Below are 18905 nucleotides of genomic sequence, written 5' to 3'. Positions count from 1 at the left end.
ACATCGGTCAGTTGAGACAGCCGCTGGCGCTCCTGCTGCACCGTCGCCAACACCTGCGTGCGGCGCTGCTGGTACTCGCGCAGCTGACGGCGCCAGCCTTCCAGCGGCTGGTAGGGCGTGAGTGATACCACCATCGCCATCTGCGCCAGCACACGCGCATCCAATGTGTCGGTCTTGGCCAGTTGGCCGATGGCCTTGGCAAAGTCACGCGCTTGGCGAGGGTTCACACGCGCCACCGGCAGGCCGGCCGCATGCAGCGCATCCAGCGCTGCCAGTTCGTAGCCGCCCGTGGCTTCCAGTACCACCTGGTGCAGCTCCATGTGTCCCAGCCAGCTGCGCAGCTGGCGCAGACCTGCCGCCGTGTTGGGGAAGCGCCGCTCGCCTTTGCAGCCATGCACATGCACATCCAACCACTGCTTGCTGACATCGATACCTACGCCGTATGCCATGGAAAAACTCCGCTATGCTCGAAGGGTCGAGAGCTCTCCTGGGCTGCCCAGCCTGATCGTTACGAGTGCCAACTCCAGCAACTGTTCGGGCGTTTGCCAGGAGATCCCGGCGTGGCGACCTCGCTCTCCCGCGGTTGTTTAGACCTGTGGGTTATCGGTCGACCACGCCGGCTCTCGACACCTAATCTGGCAGATCGCCAAGAGATAAGGGGTTGGGGTGAGGGTACGGGGCGAAGCCCACGCATACTCAAGCGAATCTGCTCAGCCACGCTCCAACGCAGACGTCTCTCCAGCCAATTGCGGCGACAACCAGCAGTGCGACCCGAGCGCAGCGAAGCCCACGCTGGCGAAGCGCTTGCGATACCAACGCGCCGGTCGCGCCTGGAAGCCGTCGTGATCGCCTTCGAACACATCTTCCTGTGCGAACGCCTCCAGAAATGCCACCCCGGCGCACATCTCGGCCAGTCCGGGCAGGCCCTGGTTGAATTCTCGGGTGGGCACGTAATGCAGTACGTCCGAGCAGATCAGCAGGTCCACCGGTGCGCAGGGGCGCAGCCAGGCGAAATCGCCGAAGCGGGCGGGGTGGATCTGACGGCTGCGGCCATAACGCTGGACGGCGTAGGCGCTGCTGTCGAAGCCCAGATAGCTCAGCTTCGGCCGTAACGCCAGCAAGGGTGCGCGCCATGCCGCTTCGCCGCAGCCCACATCGAGCACGCTGCGGATCGGCCGCTCCAGGTAGTACTCGGCCTGGGCGACGGCGAGTGCGACCTTGCGTCGCAGCCGGGCAGGGTCGGCGAGGCCGGCATCGCGATACCAGCGGCGGAAATAGTGGGCGTCGTACTGTTTCTGGTCGGACTGCTGCATGGACGTCAGCTGCTTTCGCGCGTGCGGATAGGTGAAAATGCGGGCCATCCTACGCGAGCCAGTGGAGCCAGCGCATGCCCCTGTATTTGTGGATCAAGACCTTTCATCTGTTGTTCGTGATCGCCTGGATGGCCGCGGTGTTCTACCTGCCGCGCATCCTGGTCAATATCGCCGAAGCCGGAAACGACACTGCGGTGCGCGCGCGCCTGGTGCTGATGGGGCGGCGGCTGTACAAATTCGGCCACAGCATGCTTGGTCTGGCGCTGCTGCTGGGCGCGGTGTTGTGGCAGGGCTACCGGGTGATCCCGGATTTCCCGACGATGGTCGCCGGCGGCTGGCTGCACGCCAAGCTGTTTGCCGTGGCATTGATTCTTACCCATTACATCGTGTCCGGCCGCTGGGTCAAAGGCGCCGAACAGGGGCGGGCAGTGCCCAGTGGCCGGGCGTTGCGCTGGTTCAACGAAGTGCCGGTGATCCTGCTGGTCGGCGTGATCTGGCTGGTGCTGGCCAAGCCGTTCTGAACATATGTCGCAACGCACCTGCACACGCCTGTAACGATTGACTCAGGCCGCGCTCACGCGCCTGGGTCCAATTCGCGCAGGCCCCTGCGCGCCTGCTCGACCCAGGCACGTTGCTCGCGCTGGTAATGCCTGGGCGATGCGCCGGCGTGACGCAGCACCTGTTCGTAGACCGCCTTGGCCTGGTCGGGGCGTGCGATGCGTTGCAGCAGTTGTGCATAGCGCACGCGCGCCTCTTCGCCGGGATAGCCCTGGGCCAGCGTTTCGTACTCGTGCAGCGCGGCGTCGGTGTCGCCGCTGTCCTCGACCGCACGCGCATACAGCAAGTGCCCGTCATGCGAACGGAAGCTGGGGTTGGCTGCGATCAGGGCATCCAGGGTCTGCCGCGTCTGTTGCGGCTGGCCCAGCCCGAACTGGGCCTTGGCCAGGCCGAGCATCAGGTGCGGATCGTCGCGATACAGCCCGCGCAATGCGCCCTGGTAATGTTCGGCCGCCTGTGCGTAATCGCCGCGCGCCAGCAAGGTCTCGGCGAGCTGACGACGATTTTCCGGGGTGTCGGCCACATCCAGGCGGCGCGCCGCATCGCGCTGTTCGCGCTGCGGATCCAGGGTGCCGCGCACGCGCTTGAGGCTGCGGCGTGCGTTGGGGTCGTTACGCAGATCGGGGATCACCGCCACGCACACGTAGACCAGCACCGCCAGCAGCGAAAATGCCAACAGCAGGAAGATCCAGTACAGCGGGCGACCGCTGCGCACGACGTGGATGCAGCAGGCGGCCTGCAGCAGCAGCGAAATCAGCAGAAGCGGAGACATGCGGGTGGGGCGTCCTTTCCGAGGCCGCGCACCTGGCGCGGCCGGTCATCGTGCATGCGGATCAATGCCCTTCGTAGGCACCGTAGCTGCGCAAGCGCTCGTACCGTTGCTGCAGCAACGCATCCACCGGGATCTTTTCCAGCGCGTCCAGCTCGTTGAGCAGCACGGCTTTCAGGCGCTTGCCCATCTGTTCGGGATTGCGGTGCGCGCCGCCAGTGGGTTCGCGGATCACCTTGTCGACCAGGCCCAGGCCCTTCAGGCGCTTGGCGGTGAGGCCGAGCTGTTCGGCGGCATCCTTGGCCTTGCCCGCGTCCTTCCACAGGATCGAGGCGCAGCCTTCGGGCGAAATTACCGAGTAGGTGCCGTATTCCAGCATCAAGGTGCGGTCGCCCACGCCGATCGCCAGGGCGCCGCCGGAGCCGCCTTCGCCAATCACGGTGCAGATCACCGGGATCTTGAGTTCGGCCATTTCCAGAAGATTGCGCGCGATCGCCTCGGACTGGCCGCGCTCTTCGGCACCGATGCCCGGATAGGCGCCGGGGGTATCGATGAAGGTCAGCAGCGGCAGCCGGAAACGCTCGGCCAGTTTCATCAGGCGCAACGCCTTGCGGTAGCCCTCGGGCCGCGGCATGCCGAAGTTGCGTGCCACCTTGGTCTTGGTATCGCGGCCCTTCTGGTGCCCGATGATCACCACCGGGCGCCCGTCGATGCGACCCAGCCCGCCCACAATGGCCTTGTCGTCGGCATAGGCGCGGTCGCCGGCCAGTTCCTGGAATTCGTCGCAGATGGTGCCGATGTAGTCCAGCGTGTACGGGCGCTGCGGGTGGCGCGCCAGCTGCGAGATCTGCCACGACGACAGGTCGCGGAAGATCTGTGCGGTGCGCACGCGCGCCTTGTCGCGCAGCGCCCGCACTTCGGTCTCCACGTTGACTGCAGGCCCGGTACTGGCGTTGCGCAGTTCCTGGATCTTGGCTTCCAGATCGGCGATGGGTTGCTCGAAGTCGAGGTAGTTAGGATTCATGCAATGGCGTCGTCAACGTAAGGCGGGGAGTGTAGCTGAAGCGGTGTGGCTGGCCCGTACGCAGCCGTTCGGTTGCGCGGCGGGGATTGGAGATTGGGCATTCGAGATTCGCAACAGCGGTCTACTGCAGTGCCGAAGTCGCAGTGCTGCTCTTGCGAATCCCCAATCCCGAATGCCCAATCCCGGCCCCTCACGCCCACGGCGGGCTGTACTTGATCTTCAACGTCCGCACTGCCGGGTCCGCGCGCAGGCTGTCCATCAGTTGCTGGTCGATGCGCACCGAGTGGCTGCCGTTGAGGTCGAGCATGCCGGCCACACCGCCATTTTGGTCGCGCAGCAGCAGGTCCAGACGTAGCGGCGTCTTGCCGGGGCGGTGCTTGGCCAGCAGCGCGTCGATGCGCTTGAAGGCCTGCTTCTCGCGCAGGTCCAGGCGCAGCGACAGGCGCTGCGCGTGGTCGGCGCAGATCTGCTCGTAGTCCCAGCACTGCCGGATGCGCAGGCTGTAGCCGCCGTTGAATTCGTCTTCGCGCAGGCCGCCCTTGACGATCAGGATGCGGTCGCGGGTGAGCAGGTGGCCGAACTCGGCCATCGCATCGGAGAACGCGCTGCATTCCACCCGGCCACGGCCGTCTTCGAGCTGCACGAATACCTGGCTGTCGCCCTTGCGGCGCACGCCGATCACCTGGCCGGCCAGGATGGCGCTGACTTCCGGGCGCCAGGCGCGTTTTTCGCCATCGCCGCCTCCACCGCCGCCGCCACGTTGTTGCGAGGCCAGGATCTTCTCCAGCGCGCCCAGGTCGCAACCGACCAGCTCGCGCACTTCCTCGCGGTGCGGGTCGAATGGGTGGCCGCTGAGGTAGAAGCCCAGCGTTTCGCGTTCGCCGGTGAGCAGCTGGCCCAGCGGCCATTCCTTGCTTTCGGGCAGGTCCAGGCGCATTGCCGGCGCGCTCGGGTCGGGCCCGCCGAACAGCGAGTTCTGGCCCGAGGCACGTTCGCGCGCCATCTGCTCGGTGGCCTTCATCACTTCGGGCAGCTGCAGCATCAGCGAGGCGCGGTTCTTGCCCAGCCCGTCCATCGCGCCGGCATTGATCATCGCTTCCAGCGTGCGCCGGTTGAGCTTTGCGGTGCCCACGCGCGTGCAGAAATCCAGCAGCGTGGTGTACGGGCCGCCGCGCTGGCGCTCTTCGACAATGGCCTCGCACGCGCCCTGGCCGACGCCCTTGATCGCGCCCAGGCCGTATTGAATGGTGTCCGGGGTGGCAGCCTCGAACATGTATGCAGATTCGTTGACGCGCGGCGGCTTGACGGTGAGGCCGAGGTTGCGCACCTCATCGAGAAAGCCGACCACCTTGTCGGTGTTGTCCATGTCCGAGGACAACGTGGCGGCCATGAATTCGGCCGGGTAATGCCGTTTCAGCCACGCGGTCTGGTAGCTGACCAACGCATACGCGGCAGCGTGCGATTTATTGAAACCGTAGCCGGCGAACTTCTCCATCAGGTCGAAGATCTCGTCGGCCTTGGCCGCGCTCACGCCGCCCTTGGCCGCACCTTCGCGGAAGATTTCGCGGTGCTTGGCCATTTCGGCCGGGACCTTCTTGCCCATCGCACGGCGCAGCAGGTCGGCACCGCCCAGCGAATAATCGCCGACGATCTGCGCCATCTGCATCACCTGCTCCTGGTACACCATGATGCCGTAAGTGTCTTTCAGGATGGCTTCGGTGCGCGGGTCGGGGTACACGATCTCCTGCTGGCCGTGCTTGCGCGCGTTGAAGTCCGGGATCAGGTCCATCGGGCCGGGGCGATACAGCGACACCAGCGCGATGAGGTCTTCGAACCGGTCCGGGCGCGCGTCCTTGAGCAGGCGGCGCATGCCCGAGGATTCGAACTGGAATACCGCACCGGTGCTGCCCGAGGCGAACACGCCCTTGTAGGTGGGCACGTCGTCGAGCGGAATGGTGGTGATGTCGACCGGGTCGATGCCGGCGCGCGCGTGGCGCACGTTGATCGCCTTCACCGCCCAATCGATGATGGTGAGCGTGCGCAGGCCGAGGAAGTCGAACTTCACCAGGCCCACCGCTTCGACGTCGTCCTTGTCGAACTGGGTCACCGGATTCTTGCCGCGGCCGTCTTCGTCGTGTTCGGCGAACAGCGGGCAGAACTCGGAGAGCGGCTCGGGCGCGATCACCACGCCGCCGGCGTGCTTGCCGGCGTTGCGGGTGAGGTCTTCGAGCTGGCGCGCCAGATCCATCAGGTCGCGCACGTCGTCTTCGACCTGGTAGCGCTGGATCAGATCCGGCGAGGCCATCTCCGAATCCTTGCCTTCGCCCATCGCATCCTTGAGCGTGATGCCCAGGATGTTGGGGATCAGCTTGGCAACGCTGTCGACCAGGCCATAGGTGAAACCGAGCACGCGCCCGGCGTCGCGCACCACCGCCTTGGCGGCCATGGTGCCGTAGGTGATGATCTGGCTGACGCGCTCGCGGCCGTACTTGCGCGCCACGTAGTCGATGACTTCGTCGCGCCGGTCCATGCAGAAGTCGATGTCGAAGTCGGGCATCGACACACGCTCGGGGTTCAAGAAGCGCTCGAACAGCAGGTTGTACGGCAGCGGGTCCAGGTCGGTGATCTGCAGCGCCCAGGCCACCAGCGAACCGGCACCGGAACCGCGGCCCGGGCCGATCGGGATGCCCTGGTTCTTTCCCCACTGGATGAAGTCGGCCACGATCAGGAAGTAGCCGGGGAAGCCCATCTTGATGATGGTGTCCAGCTCGAATTCCAGCCGGTCCACATAATCCTGGCGGGTCTTGCCGGGCGCGAGCGGGCTCTTTTCCAGACGCGCGGCCAGACCGTCGCGCGACTGGCTGCGGATCCAGCTGTCCAGCGTCTCGTCTTCCGGCACCGGGTAGGCGGGCAGGAAGTAGGTGCCCAGCCGCATCTCGATGTTGCAGCGTTGCGCCAACGCGTGGGTGTTGTCGATCGCGTCGGGGATGTCGGCGAACAGCGCCGCCATCTCCTCGCTGGATTTCAGGTACTGCTGGTCGCTGTACTCGCGCGGGCGCTTGGGGTCGTCGAGCACGCGGCCCGACGAAATGCACACGCGTGCCTCATGCGCGTTGAAGTCGCTGGCGTACAGAAAACGCACATCGTTGCTGGCGACCACCGGCAGCCCGCGCACGCCGGCTGCGTGCAGCGCGAACTGGTTGAAGCGTTCTTCGCCATCGCGCCCGGTGCGGGTCAGTTCCAGATGCAGGCCATCGCCAAACACCCGCTGCCAGTCGGCCAGTTGCTGCTCGGCCAGGTCCGCGCGGCCCTCGTTGAACAGGCGCCCGGCCAGGCTGTCGCGGCCGGCCAGCGCGAACAGGTTGGCGTGCCCGGCCTGCAGCCATTCCGGATGGATCGCCACGCCGCCCTCGGGGCGGTGGCCTTCCATCCAGGCGCGCGTCAGTAGCCGCGACAGGCTCAGGTAACCCTCGCGGTCGCGGCACAGCAGGGTCATGCGGCACGGCGTCATGTCCGGCGTGGCAATCATCACGTCGGCGCCGGCGATCGGCTTGATGCCCACGCCTTCGGCGGCCTTGTAGAACTTGACCAGCGCGAACAGGTTGTTGAGGTCGGTCACTGCCAGCGCAGGCATGTCGAGTTCGACCGCGCGGCTCAGCAGGTTGGCCTGCTTGGCCTTCTTCGGGTCAGCCTGATCCGGTTTCTCGGGCACACGGATGGTGGAATCCGCCAGCGAGAACTCGGTGTGGACGTGCAGATGGACGAAGCGGGAAGTGGACATGCGAGACCGGAATAATGCGTGGTCAGGGTACCGGCGGGGGCGAAGGCGAACAAGGCTTGACAGGTGGGGCGGCGGGACCCGGGACCGGGGACCCGGAACAGCGGTGGATCGCCTGGTTGAAAGCCCGCGCATCGCTTCCTGCACGGGCGGTGGGGCGCCGGTCCGTGCCTAGACGGCGCCGGCGTGTTGCACGATCCGCAGCTGTTCCGGGTCCCGGGTCCCTGGTCCCGGGTCCCGACCCTCCAGCGCCAATCGCACCGGTGCAAAGCTGCGCCGATGCTGGGGGCAGGGCCCATGGCTCTGCAACGCGGCCAGATGCACCGGGGTGCTGTAGCCCTTGTGCTGGTCGAAGCGGTATTGCGGGTGTTGCGCGTGCAGCTCGTGCATCAGGCGGTCGCGGGTGACCTTGGCCACGATCGAGGCGGCCATGATGGCGCGGTCCAGCGCGTCTCCGCCGATCAAGGCCTCGGCCGGGCAGGGCAGCCCCTTGGGCACGCGGTTGCCGTCGATGCGCGCGAACCCGGCCACATGCGCCACACCTTCTACCGCGCGGCGCATGCCGAGCATGGTGGCCTGATAGATATTGATGCGGTCGATCTCTTCGCTGTCGATCAACACCACCGACCAGGCCAGCGCCCGGTCCACGATGCGCGCATACAACTGCTCCCGCCGCTCGGCCGTGAGCTGCTTGGAATCGTCCAGGCCGTTGATGCGCGGCTTGCTCGGGTCCAACACCACGGCAGCCACCGCCACCGGCCCGGCAAGCGGGCCGCGGCCCGCTTCGTCGACGCCTGCGTAGAGCCGGGACCCGGTACCGGGGACCGGTGACCCGGGAAACAGCGACAGGGCGGCGTCGGGCGCTTTCATGAGGAACTCCGATGTGGCTCCCGGGTCCCGTGTCCCGGGTCCCGGGTCCCGACCAACTCCGCCACCGCATCGGCCGCGCGCGCGGAGGCGTCGCGGCGCAGTTCGGCGTGCAGGGCGAGATAGCGCGGTTGCAGGGCGGCGACCTTTTCCGGGTGCTTGAACCAGTCCAGCAGGGCCACGCATAGCCGTTCCGGGGTGCAGTCGTCCTGCATCAGCTCGGGGGCGAGGTCGTCGTTGGCCAGGATGTTGGGCAGCGCGTAGCGGTTGACCTTGAGCAGGCCCAGCGTCTTGACGATGCGGTAGGTCAGCGGCGCGACCTTGTAGCCGACCACCATCGGCCGCTTGACCAGCATGGCTTCCAGCGTGGCGGTGCCGGAGGCCAGCAGCACCACATCGGCGGCCAGCATCGCGGTGCGTGCCTGGCCGTCGAGCAGGTGCGAGCGCATCACCGGCAGCGACGAGCGCGAGAGCTGCTCGGCCAGCAATTGCTTGCAGCCCGGATTGGCCGCCGGCACCAGCACGTGCAGGTTGTGCAGATGCTCGGAGACCAGCCAGGCGGCCTGGAAAAACGTATCGCCGAGCCGGCTGATCTCGCCATGCCGGCTGCCCGGCAGCACCGCCAGCACGGTGCTGGAGGCAGAAATTCCGAGCTTGGCGCGCGCGGCTGCGCGATCGGCCTGGTAGGCGATGTCGTCTGCCATCGGGTGGCCGACGAAGCGCGCATCGATGCCGTGCCTGGCATAGATCGGCGGCTCCATCGGAAACAGGCACAGCACCAGGTCGGCACTGACGCCGATCTTCTCGGCGCGCTTCTCGCGCCACGCCCAGACCGACGGGCTGACGTAATGCACGGTCCTGATGCCGCGCTGCTTGAGCCAGCGCTCCACCGGAAGATTGAAGTCCGGCGCATCGATGCCGATGAACACGTCCGGCTTCCACGCCAGCACCCGCTCGCGGAACGCGCTGCGCAGCTTGAGCAGGCGCGGCAGGTGCCGCAGCACTTCGGTCAGGCCCATGACCGCCAGCTCGCTGGCATCGAACCAGGTCTGGCAACCGACACCACGCATCGCATCGCCGCCGATGCCGACAAATTCGGCAGTCGGATAGCGCAGCCGCAACTGCTCGATCAGCCCCGCGCCCAGGATGTCGCCGGAGGCTTCGCCGGCGATCAGTGCGATGCGGGGCACGGGACCGGGGACCGGGGACCCGGGACCCGGCACAGCAACTGCGTCTAGGCGCTGCTTTTCCCGGATCCCGGGTCCCGGGTCCCCGGTCCCGATATTCATCGCAACAACGGCCGTTCTGCCGCTTCGATGAACTCAAGCATCCCGCGCACGTCGTCGCTGCTCTTGGCCTGTTCGGCCAGCTGCAGTTTGGCGTCGGCCAGCGGCAGGCCGGCCACGTACAGCGTGCGGTAGGCGCGCTTGATCGCGGTGATGCGTTCGGCGTCGAAGCCGCGGCGCTTGAGCCCTTCGCTGTTGATGCCGCGCGGGCGGCCCAGCGATTCGCTGCCCACCATGGTGAATGGCGGCACGTCGCCGTTGGTCAGCGCGCCCATGCCCAGGAAGGCGTGCGCGCCGATGCGGCAGAACTGATGCGCGCCGGCAAAGCCGCTGATGATCACGTAGTCGCCCACGGTGACGTGGCCGGCCAGCGTGGTGTTGTTGGAAAACACGCAGTGGTTGCCGACATGGCAGTCGTGCGCCACGTGCGTGTAGGCCAGCATCCAGTTGTCGTTGCCGACCACGGTGATGCCGCCGCCGCCGCCGGTACCGCGGTTGATGGTGACGAATTCGCGGATGACGTTGCCGTCGCCGATCACCAGTTCGGTGCGCTCGCCAGCGTACTTCTTGTCCTGCGGTTCGCCGCCAATGGCCGCGTGGCCGATGAAGCGGTTGTTGCGGCCGATGGTGGTCGGGCCGTGGATCGAGCAATGCGGCCCCACCTCGGTGCCCGCATCGATCCGGACATCGGCGCCGATCAGCGAAAAGGCGCCCACGCGCACGTCGCTGGCCAGCTGCGCCGACGGGTCGATGACGGCGGTGGGATGAATCAAGGGTGCTTGATCACGCATCGTGTCTCACCTCCAAAAACGGGTTATTCCCTGGCGCCGGCGCACATGACTTCGGCACTGGCCACGATTTCGCCGTTGACCTTGGCCTCGCCGTAATAGCATCCCATGTTGCGGATCAGGCGCTTCATCTGCACCTCCAGGATCAGCACGTCGCCCGGCACTACCTGCTTGTTGAAGCGCGCGTTGTCGACCTTGACCATGTAGAACAGCTTGGACAGCGCATCGCGGCCCAGACCGAGCTGGGTCATCACGCCGCCGGCCTGCGCCAGCGCTTCGATGATCAGCACGCCCGGCATCACCGGGCGGGTCGGGAAGTGGCCCTGAAAGAACGGCTCGTTGATGCTGACGTTCTTCTGCCCGACGATGCGCTTGGCCTCCAGGTCCAGTTCGATGACCCGGTCTATCAGCAGGAACGGATAGCGATGCGGGATCAGCGTCTGGATCTGGTTGACGTCGATCGGCAGCTCGTAAACGGGATGACTCATTCTTTCTCCTTGCCCACAGCCAGGATGCGCCTTGCCAGCGCATCGAGTTGTTTGAAGCGCGCGGCATTCTTGCGCCACGTGCGATTGTCGGTGAGAGGGGTGCCGGACGAATACTCGCCCGGCTCGTGAATGGAATTGCGCACCACCGACTTGCCGGTGATCACCACCTTGTCGCAGATCTCCAGGTGCCCGACCACCCCGACATGCCCGCCGAGCAGACAGTAACGGCCGATCTTGGCGCTGCCGGCAATGCCGGTGCAGCCGGCAATCGCGCTGTGCGCGCCGATGCGGCAGTTGTGGGCGATCTGCACCAGGTTGTCCACGCGCACGTCTTCTTCCAGCACGGTGTCTTCCAGCGCGCCGCGATCGATACAGGTGTTGGCGCCGATTTCGCAATCGTCGCCGATCACCACCCCACCCAACTGCGGCACCTTGATCCAGTGGCCGGCATCCATCGCCAGGCCGAAGCCGTCGGCGCCAATCACCGCGCCGGGGTGGATCCGCACGCGCTTGCCCAGCCGCACGCGCGTGACCAGGGTGACGCGGGCGAGCAGTTCGCTGCCGTCGTCCACCACGCAGTCTTCGCCGATGATGCTGCCAGTGCCGATCACACAGCCATCGCCCACGCGGCTGCGTGCACCGATGCTGACGAACGGGCCCACATGCGCGGTGGCCGAGACCTGCGCGGTGGGGTCGATCACCGCCGACGCATGGATGCCCGGCGCGCGCACCGGCGCCACGTCGAACAGCGCGGCGATCTTGGCGAAGGCGGTGTACGGGTCCTTGGCGACCAGCGCGGTGCCCTTGGCTGCCTCGGCATCGTCGGCGCGCAACACCACCACTGCGGCCTGGGTCTCGGCTAGCTGCGGGCGATAGCGCGGGTTGGACAGGAAGCTCAGCTGCCCGGCGCCGGCATGCGCCAGGGTGGCAACGCCGCTGACTTCGATGGCGCCATCACCGACGAGGGTTAAACCAAATTGTTCGGCAATTGCACTGGCGGTCAGGCGCATCAGGGTGAACCTCTTGTAAATACGGAGCGACGGCTTTAACGGGGGAACACACCATTAAACAGTTCCCAACAAAGCTAGGTATCCAGGTCCTGTCGCAATCAAGCGGCGAATCCAGGAGCAAGCATATGAACCGTTCTTTCCATCCTTGGTGGTCTGGTCATGATGGGCGCGGTCGCAGCGGCATCGGCCCAATCCTTCGATGTCGATCAAGGCCGTGCGATCGGTGGGCAGCAGCTTCAGTGCCCGCAGGCTTCCGACATCGGTGCCTGCCTGAGCGATACCGTGTCTGCCGTCTCCGATTGGTCCCACAGCTGGTTTTGATTGTCTGAAAAAGGGCGGCCCGCGCAGACGGGCCGCCCTTTTTTTGCGTGATCGTTAGAACTGGCCGCCGAAGGTGAACTGCAGGCGCTCGATCTCGTCGTTGTCTTCCTTCTTCAGCGGGAACGCATAGCTGATCGAGATGGGGCCGACCGGGGCACGCCACAACAGCGCCACACCGGTTGAGGCACGCAGCTCGTTGGCCTTGAAGTTGTCCACGCCGCTATAGACGTTACCGAAGTCGAAGAACGCCGACACGCGCGCCGACGGGCTGTCGAACAGCTTGGGGAAATACATTTCCACCGAGCCTACGGTCTTTAACGAACCGCCCAGCGGCTGGCCGCGGTTGAAGCCATTGATGACTTCCGAACGCGGGCCCAGGGTGTTGTCTTCGAAGCCGCGCACCGAGTTGGTACCGCCGGCGTAGAAGTTCTCGTAGAACGGCAGGCCGGTAGCGGTGACGCTGCGGATACGGTTGGTGCCGTTACAAGCCTGCTGGTTCAGCGCCCCATTAGTGACTACGCCACAGATGTCGGCCGTACTGTCCTTACCGTAGCTGTCGCCGTAGCCCAGTTCAAAGCGCGTGTTCAACACCAAGGCCGGAATGATTGGCCAATAGTTCGAGATCTGGTAGTTGAGCTTGTAATACTCGACCGTCGAGCCGGGCAGGGTGGTTTCCAGGCCGACGCGCTGGTACATGCCACGCGTGGGCATGAAGAAGTCGTTGCGGGTGTCGCGCGCCCAGCCGAACTCGGTACGCACGGCCTTGAAGGTATCCGTACCGATGGCGCTGATGTAATCGACAATGGCCTGCGGCGTGGTACCGGGGAAGGTGGTGATCTGGTTGCTGTCCACACCGATCATTGCCGAGACGGTGTCGTTCTCGGTGATCGGCACGCCGAACACCACCTGCGCCGAGCCGTTCTTGCTGTTGAACTGCGCGGTATTGAAGTCCGAATAGTCCAGCGAACGCCACGACAGGTTGTAGCCCAGCGACACGCCGTCGTCGGTAAAGAACGGGTTGGTGTAGGAGAACGCGTACCGCTGCTGGAAGGTGCTGCGCGAGGCTTCCACCGCCACACGATTACCGCCACCCAGGAAGTTGTTCTGCGACAACTGCACCGAGGTGGTCACACCGAAGGCCTGCGAGAAGCCCAGACCGAACACGAAACTGCCGGAGGTGGTTTCCTTGACGTCATAGATCACGTCCACCTGGTCGTTGCTGCCGGGCACCGCGGGGGTTTCCACGTTCACCGACTCGAAGTAGCCAAGACGCTGCAGACGGATCTTGGAACGGTCGATCGCCGCCTGCGAGTACCAGGTGTTTTCGAACTGGCGCATTTCGCGGCGCAAGACTTCGTCAGAGGTGCGGCTATTGCCCTTGTAGAGGATGCGGCGCACAGTCACGCGCGGGCCGGGCACCACCTGCAGGTTCACCGCAACCGTACGGTCCTCGCGGTTGGGGGTCGGGATCGGGTTGACCTTGGCGAATGCGTAGCCGACGTTGCTCAGCGTGTTGGTGATCGCATCGGAGGTGTACTCCAGCAGCGCGCGCGAGAAGATATCGCCGGTCTTTGGAATGACCAGGCGCTCGATGTCGGCCTGCGGCAGCACGGTGTCGCCGGTGACCTTGATCTCGGAAATCTTGTACTGCTCGCCCTCGGTGACGCCGGCGCTGACGAACATGTCGCGCTTGTCGGGGCTGATCGATACCTGGGTGGAGTCGATGCTGAAGTCCACGTAGCCACGGTCCAGATACCAGGCGTTGAGCTTCTCCAGGTCGCCGGACATCTTTTCCTTGGAGTACTGGTCGTCGCGGCGGTACCACGAGGCCCAGTTGTGCTCCTTGGATTCCCAGTTTTCCAGGATGTCCTCGTTGGCGAACTTTTCCGTACCGATCAGGTTGACGTGGCGGATCTTGGCCGCCTTGCCTTCCTTGATCGCGATGGCCACATCGACGCGGTTGCGGTCCAGCGGGCTCACCGTCGGGGTGATCTCGACGTTGTACTTGCCGCGGTTGTTGTACTGACGGGTCAGTTCCTGGGTCACGCGGTCCAGGCTCAGGCGATCGAAGGTGCCGCCCTCGGTCAGGCCGATGTCTCCCAGGCCCTTGAGCAGCTCTTCGGACTTGATGTCCTTGTTGCCGGTCACGGTGAGCTTGTTGATCGCCGGGCGTTCCTTGACCGTGATCACCAGGATGTTGCCCTGGCGGTCCAGCTGCACGTCCTCGAAGAAACCGGTGCGGTACAGCGCGCGGATCGAGTCGGCCACCTTGGCATCGTCCACGGTGTCGCCGCGGTTCACCGGCAGATAGGTGAACACGGTGCCGGAGGCGATGCGCTGCAGGCCGTCGACGCGGATGTCGCTGGCAACGAACGGCTCGGCGGCCAGGGCAACGGCTGGCAGGCTGAGGCCGGCAGCAAGAGCGAGGGCAAGCAGGCGGCGAGTGGGAAGACGCGTCATGTCACATCCGGTTGGAGTCGTATTCGGGTGTTGCTGGATGCCGGCGTATGACGACGACAACAGGCGGAAAGAGTGGAGCAGCTTCATCGTGGAACCAGGCCGAGGATGTCGTTGTAGAACGCCAGTCCCATCAACCCGGCCAGGACCGCCAGGCCGACATATTGTCCGGCAATCATGGCCCGTTCGCTGATCGGGCTGCCCTTGATCAACTCGATAAGGTAATACAGCAGATGCCCACCGTCCAAGATCGGGATGGGCATCAGGTTAATGATCGCAAGGCTGAGCGACAGCAACCCCAGGAAATACAGGAACCAGTCGAGCCCGCGTTCGGCCGAGGCATTGGCGGCGCGCGCAATGGTGACCGGCCCGGAGATGTTCTTGACCGAAGCCTGGCCGGTGAGCATGCGCTTCATCATCCCCAGCGAATCGGCGCTCATCCGCCCGGTTTCACGGATCGCGGCCGGCACCGCGGCGAACAACCCATATTGCTGGCGGCTGTCGTATTCCGGGGCGGGTGCGGCGGCAGGGCGCACCCCGATCATCCATTGGCCCTGCGGCGATTTGCGCGGGGCGATCTCCAGTGCCAGGCGGTCTTCGCCGCGCGCCACTTCGATCATGCCGGGGCCACCGTGCGCGCCCAGCGCCTGCACCTGCGGAATGATGTCTTCGGCCGAACGGATCGGCTGGCCGTCGATGGCCACGATGCGGTCGCCCGGCTTGAGCAGGCCATCGGCCACCGAGCCCTTGACCACTTCGGCAATCACCGGCGGCTGCAACATGAACTGCCAGCCGATGCCGGCCAGCGCGGCCACGCGGCGTTCGTCGAAACCGGCCGGCAGCTGCGACAGGCGCAAGGTGTGTTCGCTGCTGCCGGCAGTGTCGGAAGCGGTGAGGACGCGGATGTCGCGCTTGTCCATTGCCGCGGTGGTGAGCTGCATGCTGGCATCGCTCCAGCTGCTCACGCTGCGGCCGTCGATGCGCACGATGCGCTCGCCCGGGGTCAGCCCGGCTTCGGCGGCCAGGCCATCGGCGCGGCCGACAGTGGCCGAATAATCCTGCTTGCCCACCACAAACATGGCCCACAGCATTGCCATGCACAGCAACAGGTTGGCGATGGGGCCGGCAGCGACGATTGCGATGCGCTGCCACACGGTCTTGCGATTGAAGGCCTGATCCTGGTCGGCCGGATGCACGTCGCCTTCGCGTTCGTCGAGCATCTTGACGTAGCCGCCCAGCGGAATCGCGGCCACTACAAATTCGGTGCCGTGGCGGTCGCGACGCATCCACAACGGCTTGCCGAAGCCCACCGAAAAGCGCAACACCTTGACCCCGCAACGGCGTGCGACCCAGAAGTGTCCGAATTCGTGGAAGGTCACCAATACGCCCAGGCTGACGATCATCCACCAGACCGAACCGATGAAATCACCCATGGGTGCAACTCGCGTGCGTGGATCGATCAGGCATGAAGGGCGTGGTGGGCGAGGGCGCGTTCAGTGATTTGCCGGGCTTGCGCGTCAGCAAAAAGCAGGGTGTCGAGGGTGTCGGCATTGTGCCGCGGAAGCGTTGTCAGCGTGTGTTCGACCAACGCAGGGATCGCTAGGAAACCCACCTGGCCCTGAAGAAACGCTGAAACAGCCACTTCGTTCGCCGCGTTCAGGATCGCCGGGGCGGTGCCGCCAGCGCGCAATGCGTCCCAGGCCAGGCGCAGACACGGGAATGCAGCGGTGTCCGGGGCCTCGAAATCCAGCCGGCCCTGGCTGAGCAGATCCAGCCCGCCGACCCCGGATTCGATCCGCTCCGGCCAGGCAAGACCCACTGCCAGGGTGGTGCGCATGTCCGGCAGACCAAGCTGGGCCAGCGTGGAGCCGTCGACGAATTCCACCAGCGAGTGCACCAGGCTTTGCGGGTGCACCAGCACATCGATCTGCTCGCCCGGCAGCCCGAACAGATGATGCGCCTCGATGACTTCCAGGCCCTTGTTCATCAGGGTGGCCGAATCCACCGAAATCTTCGGCCCCATCGACCACTTGGGGTGCGCGACGGCTCGCGCAGGCGTGACGGTGCCCAGCGCGGCGCGGTCCCAGCCACGGAACGGGCCGCCGGAGGCGGTCAGGATCACCCGACGCACGCCACGGCCGGCGTCACACGAGCGCAGGCACTGGAAGATGGCGCTGTGTTCGCTGTCGATCGGGATGATCTCCGCACCCGCCGCTGCAGCGGTGTGGGTCAGCAGCTCGCCGGCCAGCACCAGCGATTCCTTGTTGGCCAGCAACAAACGCTTGCCGGCGCGGGCGGCGGCAAGCGTGGATGGCAAGCCAGCCGCTCCGACAATCGCGGCCACCACGGTATCGCAGGCATCGCTGCCGGCCAGCGCATCCAGTGCCGCCGTGCCGGCATGCGCCTGGGTCGCCAGGCCGGCCGCACGCAGGCCGTCGCGCAGGGCCGGGTACAGCGCCTCGTCGGCAATCACCGCGTGTGCGGGCCGATGGATGGCACACAGCGCCAGCAGGTCATCGACCTTGCTGCCGGCCGACAGCACGCTGGCGCGCAGCCGCTCGGGGTGGCGGGCGATCACGTCCAGTGCCGACGTGCCGATCGAACCGGTCGCGCCGAACACGGCGACCTGACGGAGAGAAGTGCCAGCCATGCCTAGAATCCGAGAATTTCCTTGCCGAGTGCGAACACCGGCAGGGCGGCGAGCACGCCATCGACACGGTCCAGTACGCCGCCGTGGCCCGGAATCAGCGTGCCCGAGTCCTTGGCACCGGCGTGGCGCTTGAGCAGGCTCTCGAACAGGTCGCCGAGTACCGAGGCCAGCACCGTGACCGCCGCGACCAGGACCAGCTGCGGCACGTGCGCCAGGGTCAGCCCGGCCAGCCAGCCGAAGGCGCAGGCCACCGCAATGCCGGCAATCATCCCGCCGAGCAGGCCTTCGATGGTCTTGTTCGGGCTGATGCGCGGCGCCAGCTTGTGCTTGCCGAACGCGCGCCCGGCGAAATACGCGCCAGAGTCGGCCGCCCAGACCATGGTCAGCGCGGTCAACAGCCACAGATTGCCCTTGTCCGGGCTGGCATGCAGCAGCACCAGCGCAGCCCACGCCGGCAGCACCGCCAGGGTGCCGGCCGCCAGCTTGAGCGCACGCGCCTGGCCATTGCCATGGTCGGCGCCGAAGGTGAAAAAACGTAGCCACAGCAGCGCCAGCAGCCACCAGGCAACGCCCACCAGCGCCGCAATCTGGAACAGCACCATGGAGCCGGCCGAGGCCCACACCATCAGCACCATCAGCAGCAGGTTGAGCGTCAACAGCACGGTGCGCGGCAGGCTGTCGTCGATGCCGGAGAGCTTGAGCCACTCCCACAGGCCGGTCAGGAACAGGACCGCCGCCACCGCTGCCAGCCATTGGGTAGGCAGCAGCACGATCGCGCAAATCGCGAGCGGCGCCATGATCAGCGCGGCAATCACGCGGGTCTTGGTCATGCGGAGGACGTCTCCGTCGCCTTGTCGGCGATCTGTGCGCTGGTCAGGCCGAAGCGGCGTTCGCGCCCGGCGTAATCGTCCAGCGCCTGCTGCAGCACGCCGGCATCGAACTCCGGCCACAAGGTTTCGGTGAACCACAGCTCGGTGTAGGCCAGCTGCCACAGCAGGAAATTGCTGATGCGGGTATCGCCACCGGTGCGGATGAACAGATCCGGCGCCGGCAGGTCGGCCAGGGCGACCCGGCTGGACAGCAGCGCTTCGTCGATCTGCTGAGGTTGCAGACGGCCGGCGGCGACATCTTCGGCCAATGCGCGGGCAGCCGCAGCGATGTCCTGGCGGCCGCCGTAGCTGGCCGCAATGCTCAGCACCAACCGTGAATTGGCGGCAGTGCTGCGCTCGGCGCCGGCCATGCGGTCGCGCAACGGTGCGGCGAAGCGGCTGCGATCGCCGATGAAGCGCACCTGCACGCCACGCCGCTGCAGCTCTTCGACCTCGCGGTCGAGCGCATGCAGGAACAGCTTCATGAGCGCGTCGACCTCATCCTGCGGACGGCCCCAGTTTTCACTGGAAAAGGCGAACAGGGTGAGCGCCGACACGCCTTTTTCCAGGCAGAAATCGATGGTGCGATTGACCGCGCGCGCACCGGCGCGGTGGCCGATGACGCGTGGACGACGCCGACGCTGCGCCCAACGCCCGTTGCCATCCATGATGATGGCAATGTGGCGCGGCACGGCAACGGCAGAAGGGACGGGATGCATGGCAGGAA

General features: G+C 65.9%; 16 protein-coding genes. 1 reads left to right on the top strand and 15 read right to left on the bottom strand.

Annotated elements, in window-relative coordinates:
- Positions 1–449: IS110 family transposase (locus A7D16_RS09135; protein ID WP_153043145.1), on the bottom strand; the 449-nt coding region annotated here is incomplete at its 3' end.
- 261 nt (positions 450–710) lie between these two features.
- Positions 711–1313, bottom strand: a complete 603-nt coding sequence (locus tag A7D16_RS09130; protein ID WP_082925766.1) for a methyltransferase — start codon at positions 1311–1313, stop codon at positions 711–713.
- 74 nt (positions 1314–1387) lie between these two features.
- Between A7D16_RS09130 and A7D16_RS09125 the strand changes: the two genes are divergently transcribed.
- Positions 1388–1834, top strand: coding sequence for a CopD family protein (locus A7D16_RS09125; RefSeq protein ID WP_064631881.1), 447 nt, complete (start codon positions 1388–1390; stop codon positions 1832–1834).
- A 53-nt stretch (positions 1835–1887) separates the two neighbouring features.
- Here the strand turns inward: A7D16_RS09125 and A7D16_RS09120 are convergent, their stop codons facing one another.
- The 13 genes from A7D16_RS09120 to uppS all read right to left on the bottom strand — a co-directional run bounded on the left by A7D16_RS09120 (position 1888) and on the right by uppS (position 18897).
- Positions 1888–2643, bottom strand: coding sequence for a tetratricopeptide repeat protein (locus A7D16_RS09120; protein WP_064631879.1), 756 nt, complete (start codon positions 2641–2643; stop codon positions 1888–1890).
- Between the two features lie 61 nt (positions 2644–2704).
- Positions 2705–3664, bottom strand: a complete 960-nt coding sequence (locus A7D16_RS09115; protein ID WP_064631877.1) for an acetyl-CoA carboxylase carboxyltransferase subunit alpha — start codon at positions 3662–3664, stop codon at positions 2705–2707.
- A 190-nt stretch (positions 3665–3854) separates the two neighbouring features.
- Positions 3855–7445, bottom strand: a complete 3591-nt coding sequence (gene dnaE, locus A7D16_RS09110) for a DNA polymerase III subunit alpha (protein ID WP_064631875.1) — start codon at positions 7443–7445, stop codon at positions 3855–3857.
- A 168-nt stretch (positions 7446–7613) separates the two neighbouring features.
- Positions 7614–8312 carry a ribonuclease HII gene (locus A7D16_RS09105; RefSeq protein ID WP_064631873.1) on the bottom strand — a complete coding sequence of 233 codons (699 nt, stop codon included), beginning with the start codon at positions 8310–8312 and terminating at the stop codon, positions 7614–7616.
- Positions 8309–9598 (bottom strand): lipid-A-disaccharide synthase, encoded by a 1290-nt coding sequence (lpxB, locus tag A7D16_RS09100; RefSeq protein ID WP_239686972.1) that lies wholly within the window; start codon positions 9596–9598, stop codon positions 8309–8311. Before lpxB ends, A7D16_RS09105 begins: the two co-directional genes overlap by 4 nt.
- Positions 9595–10386, bottom strand: coding sequence for an acyl-ACP--UDP-N-acetylglucosamine O-acyltransferase (gene lpxA, locus A7D16_RS09095; RefSeq protein WP_064631871.1), 792 nt, complete (start codon positions 10384–10386; stop codon positions 9595–9597). The genes lpxB and lpxA overlap by 4 nt, the downstream gene beginning before the upstream one ends.
- Positions 10387–10409: 23 nt before the next feature.
- Positions 10410–10871, bottom strand: coding sequence for a 3-hydroxyacyl-ACP dehydratase FabZ (gene fabZ, locus A7D16_RS09090; RefSeq protein ID WP_064631869.1), 462 nt, complete (start codon positions 10869–10871; stop codon positions 10410–10412).
- The gene (gene lpxD / locus A7D16_RS09085) at positions 10868–11881 is read right to left on the bottom strand and encodes a UDP-3-O-(3-hydroxymyristoyl)glucosamine N-acyltransferase (RefSeq protein WP_064631867.1); all 1014 of its coding nucleotides are present in this window, start codon (positions 11879–11881) and stop codon (positions 10868–10870) included. Before lpxD ends, fabZ begins: the two co-directional genes overlap by 4 nt.
- A gap of 375 nt (positions 11882–12256) precedes the next feature.
- Positions 12257–14662 (bottom strand): outer membrane protein assembly factor BamA, encoded by a 2406-nt coding sequence (bamA, locus tag A7D16_RS09080; RefSeq protein ID WP_064631865.1) that lies wholly within the window; start codon positions 14660–14662, stop codon positions 12257–12259.
- A gap of 83 nt (positions 14663–14745) precedes the next feature.
- On the bottom strand, positions 14746–16092 hold the full coding sequence (gene rseP, locus A7D16_RS09075) for an RIP metalloprotease RseP (protein WP_064631862.1): 1347 nt from the start codon (positions 16090–16092) through the stop codon (positions 14746–14748).
- A 26-nt stretch (positions 16093–16118) separates the two neighbouring features.
- On the bottom strand, positions 16119–17309 hold the full coding sequence (locus tag A7D16_RS09070; protein WP_064631860.1) for a 1-deoxy-D-xylulose-5-phosphate reductoisomerase: 1191 nt from the start codon (positions 17307–17309) through the stop codon (positions 16119–16121).
- A 2-nt stretch (positions 17310–17311) separates the two neighbouring features.
- Positions 17312–18139 carry a phosphatidate cytidylyltransferase gene (locus A7D16_RS09065; RefSeq protein ID WP_064631858.1) on the bottom strand — a complete coding sequence of 276 codons (828 nt, stop codon included), beginning with the start codon at positions 18137–18139 and terminating at the stop codon, positions 17312–17314.
- Complete coding sequence (gene uppS, locus A7D16_RS09060) at positions 18136–18897, bottom strand: polyprenyl diphosphate synthase (protein WP_064631856.1); 762 nt, start codon at positions 18895–18897, stop codon at positions 18136–18138. The genes A7D16_RS09065 and uppS overlap by 4 nt, the downstream gene beginning before the upstream one ends.
- Between the last annotated feature and the right edge of the window lie 8 nt (positions 18898–18905).

The organism is Xanthomonas nasturtii (genome assembly GCF_001660815.1).
In the GTDB taxonomy this organism is placed as follows: Bacteria; Pseudomonadota; Gammaproteobacteria; order Xanthomonadales; family Xanthomonadaceae; genus Xanthomonas; species Xanthomonas nasturtii.
Note: the sequence above shows the minus strand (reverse complement) of the source record. Positions and strands in the feature narration are given on the sequence as shown.